We start from the raw sequence: 4,089 nt of genomic DNA, 5'->3' as shown, positions 1-4,089 counted from the left end.
CAGGCACGACCTTGGTCCGACGGATCGGCGGCGTGGCCTTGAGGCAAACCCGGCCGCTGGCGTCGAGCACCAGCATTTCGGCGTCTTGCAGCTCTTCGGCAGTGTTGAGGGTCAGCCGGGCGCCTACCGATGCCTGGGCAGCGTCGGCAGGTGCGTCGAACGTGGACGATGACAGGCGCTTGTGCAATTCACTGAAGGACTCGCAGCCCGCCAGTTCGGCGCGCTGCTCATCGGTCATCGGTAGATGCGCCAGGTACTCGGCAAGAGTCTCTGGCTGGACTTGAGAATTACTCATCGGCAGGCAACTGATAGCTCCAGGTTTCGGTCAGGACTTGCTCTGTCTTGGCCTGATCCTGGGTAGGGAGTGATGTGGCTGGGGCAGCCGCTTCCGGCTGCTTGGCGTCCTTGTCCTTGGCGTCTTTCTTGGCCGCTTTCTCGTGCTGCTTGGCCAGGACCTTGTCGGCTTTCAACACTTGGGTCGAAACCTTCTCCGGTTCCGGCTGCACGATGTCCTGAACCAGAGCAGCGCGCATTTCAGTCGGCTTGCCTGCGTCCTTGATCTTCATGCGCAGGGTCAAGCGCCAGCCTTGGGTGTGCGGGTTGTAGCGCACGCTGTTTTCAACGATTTCGGCGTTGTCGCCCACGCTGACCTGGCTGCGAACCGGTGCGTCAGCTGGCAGTTTCTTCAGGGACGGGCCCTCGAAGTCCACCAGGTAAGCCACGCTGCCGTCTGGCTGACGGATCAGGTTGGATTGCTTGACGTCGCCGGTGGAACGCAGGGTCTGCTTGACCCAGGCGCTTTCTGGCGAATGGAACTCGGCGTCTTGCAATGTCCAGTGCAGGCGGTAGGCAACGTCCAGCGGCTTGCCTGGCTCAGGCAGTGTTTCCGGGCTCCAGAACGCAACGATGTTGTCGTTGGTTTCATCGGCGGTCGGAATCTCTACCAGGTCGACGGAGCCCTTGCCCCAATCGCCTTCAGGCTCGATCCAGGCGCTTGGGCGCTTGTCGTAGTTGTCGTCGAGGTCTTCGTAGTGGCTGAAGTTGCGGCCGCGTTGCAGCAGGCCGAAACCACGCGGGTTTTCCACGGTGAAGTTGCTGACCGACAGGTGTTTGGGGTTGTTCAGTGGGCGCCAGATCCACTCGCCGTTGCCGGCATGGATCGACAGGCCGCTGGAATCGTGCAGCTCGCGACGGTAGTTGAGGACCTTGGACGGCTGGTTGGCGCCGAACAGGAACATGCTGGTCAGCGGGGCGATGCCCAGCTTGGTGACCTTGTCACGCAGGTACATCTGGGATTTGACGTCGACGATGGTGTCGGTACCCGGGCGCAGGATCAGGCGATAAGCGCCGGTGGCCCGCGGCGAATCCAGCAGGGCGTAGATCACCAGCTGTTTCTCACCCGGTTTTGGACGCTCGATCCAGAACTCGGTGAAACGCGGGAATTCTTCGCCGGACGGCAACGCAGTGTCGATCGCCATGCCGCGGGCAGACAGGCCGTAGACCTGGTCCTTGCCCACGACGCGGAAATAGCTGGCGCCGAGCATGGTCATGATTTCGTCTTGCTTGTCACCCTTGTTGATCGGGTACAGCACACGGAAACCGGCATAACCCAGCTGTTCGGTGGATTTGGGATCAAACTTGACGTCGCCGAAATCGAAGCGGGACGGGTCGTACTTGATTTCCTGAACGCTGTCGGCGGTGACTTCGTTGATTTTCACCGGTGTATCGAAATGCATACCCTGGTGGTAGAAGGACAGCTTGAACGGGGTGTTCTGATCGGCCCACTCGGCTTTTTCGTTGCGGAAACGAATTTTCTGGTAATCAGCGAATTTCATTTCGCGGAATTCGTTCGGCAAATTGCTGCGCGGAGCTTCGTATTTCTGCCCGGCCAGCTCTTTTGCCTTGGCCGACACATCATCCAGACTGAATGCCCACAGTTGACCCGCGCCGAACAGGCAAAACAGGGCAGAGCCCGTCACCAGTACGTTTCGTAACCGTTTGGCAGACAATTTTGGTGCATTACAGGGACTAACAATCACGAGCAACCCTCGCCGAAAACAGATCAAAAAACCAACGGCCAGCTATCTATATGCCAGGTTGGCGAGCATTGTTCCGACTCCCATGGGGCTAAATGATTCCCCAATGGCTATCGGACAAGTCTCTACCTAAGTCAAAAATGGACCAATTAACGCTGATCCCCGTAGCGCGCGATTATCTAGTAGCCCGCGTGACAACGCATCAGGGTCAGCGAAGTATTTGTAGCGAAAACCCGGTTTTTTGGGCATCACAAGTCGTTTTCAGTACATTCACGTCTGTAACAGGAAGGTGACCGGCCCATCATTGACCAAATGCACCTGCATATCAGCGCCAAAACGCCCTGCCGCTACCGTGCCATGCAATTGTTGCGCTTGTAACAGCAGATAGTCGAAAAGCGCCTCGCCCAACGCCGGCGGTGCCGCCGTGGAGAAGCTCGGCCTCAGCCCACTCTTGGTGTCTGCCGCCAGGGTGAACTGCGACACCAGCAGCAAACCGCCGCCAATGTCTTTCAAGGACAGGTTCATCTTGCCCTCGTCGTCGCTGAACACCCGATAGTTAAGCAGCTTATGCAGCAGCTTGTCGGCGCTGGCTTGCGTATCCGAAGGCTCGACAGCCACCAGCACCAGCAAACCCTGGTCTATCGCCCCGACCACCTGCCCCTCTACCTCGACCCGGGCGCCGCGCACCCGTTGCAAAAGCCCCTTCATGCTTCTTCAGGCGGCAAATCAAGCAGGCGCCGTGCCATTTCACTCGCCGCACGCACCAGCGCATCGGTAATTCCGGGTTCGGAAGCCGCATGGCCGGCCTCGCGGATGATCTGCAGCTCACTGTTGGGCCAGGCCTGATGCAGCTCCCAGGCATTGTCCAGCGGGCAGATCATATCGTAGCGGCCATGCACGATTACGCCAGGCAGGTGGGCGATCTTGTGCATGTCGCGGATCAACTGGTCAGGTTCAAGGAACGAGTTATTGGTGAAGTAATGGCATTCGATACGGGCAATCGACAGGGCGCGCTGGGGTTCGGAGAAACGCTCGATCAATTGCGGGTTCGGGCACAGGCCCAACATGCGCCCTTCCCACGTGGACCAGGCCTTGGCGGCGTGCATCTGGGCGATCTGGTCGTTGCCGGTCAGGCGCTTGTGGTAGGCGCTGAGCAGGTCGTGCCGCTCCTCCGCCGGGATAGGCGCCAGGTAGTCCTGCCAGTAATCCGGGAACAGGCGGCTGGCGCCGGCCTGGTAGAACCATTGAATGTCCTGGGGGCGGGCCAGGAAAATGCCCCGCACGATCAGGCCGTGCACACGCTCCGGGTGGGTTTGCGCGTAGGCCAGGGCCAGGGTCGAGCCCCAGGAACCGCCGAACAGCACCCATTTTTCGATGCCCAGATGTTCGCGAATCCGCTCAAGGTCGGCCACCAGGTCCCAGGTGGTGTTGTTTTCCAGGCTGGCCCGTGGGGTGGAGCGCCCGCAGCCACGCTGATCAAAAGTAACAATTCGGTACAGATTAGGATCGAAATAGCAGCGGCTATTGGCATCACACCCGGCGCCGGGGCCGCCATGGATGAACACAACGGGCAAGCCTTCCGGGGAACCGCTTTCGTCGACGTACAGGACGTGGGTTTCATCGACGGCCAGATCGTGCCGGGCGTAGGGTTTGATCTGCGGGTACAAAGTCTGCATTGCGCGCTCCGTAAGGGGTCGAGTTCATCCCTGGGGGGACGTCTATTATTTTGCCGTCTGGCATCATAAACCCGAATTGTGCAATGAGCATGTCCTCGTGGACCTAGACCTGTGTCAGCAGAACACCACGCAGGTAGTCCAGCAGATAAACGTACAGCCGGTCGACCTCCAACACCTGGCCCCGGGCCCGCAGGCAGCCGTGAACCAGGCCTTTGCCGGGATACAGCGTGGCCGCCACCCCGGCGCCTTGCAGGCGTTCGGCGTAGAGCATGCCGTCGTCCCGCAACGGGTCGAACTGGGCGACAGCGATCAAAGCCTGCGGCAACCCGCTGAAATCCACGGCCAGCAATGGCATGGCGTAGGGCGACGGCTTGCCC

Annotated in this window: 4 protein-coding genes and 1 pseudogene; all 5 read right to left on the bottom strand. The window is 59.9% G+C overall.

Annotated elements, in window-relative coordinates; translation table 11 throughout:
• Positions 1-295, bottom strand: a pseudogene (locus HX846_RS20195) (glucan biosynthesis glucosyltransferase H); the annotation flags it as partial.
• Positions 288-2,039: a glucan biosynthesis protein G gene (locus tag HX846_RS20190; RefSeq protein WP_372242004.1), complete on the bottom strand. Its 1,752-nt coding sequence runs from the start codon at positions 2,037-2,039 to the stop codon at positions 288-290. The gene HX846_RS20190 and the pseudogene HX846_RS20195, both read right to left, overlap by 8 nt.
• 267 nt (positions 2,040-2,306) lie before the next feature.
• The gene (gene dtd / locus HX846_RS20185) at positions 2,307-2,744 is read right to left on the bottom strand and encodes a D-aminoacyl-tRNA deacylase (protein ID WP_087692908.1); all 438 of its coding nucleotides are present in this window, start codon (positions 2,742-2,744) and stop codon (positions 2,307-2,309) included.
• A complete protein-coding gene (gene pip / locus HX846_RS20180; RefSeq protein WP_008439282.1) occupies positions 2,741-3,712 on the bottom strand; it encodes a prolyl aminopeptidase in 972 nt (323 codons plus the stop codon). Before pip ends, dtd begins: the two co-directional genes overlap by 4 nt.
• A gap of 103 nt (positions 3,713-3,815) precedes the next feature.
• Positions 3,816-4,089: alpha/beta hydrolase fold domain-containing protein (locus tag HX846_RS20175; protein WP_178965975.1), on the bottom strand; the 274-nt coding region annotated here is incomplete at its 5' end.

It is taken from the genome of Pseudomonas sp. K5002 (genome assembly GCF_013386655.1).
GTDB lineage: Bacteria > Pseudomonadota > Gammaproteobacteria > Pseudomonadales > Pseudomonadaceae > Aquipseudomonas.
Note: the sequence above shows the minus strand (reverse complement) of the source record. Positions and strands in the feature narration are given on the sequence as shown.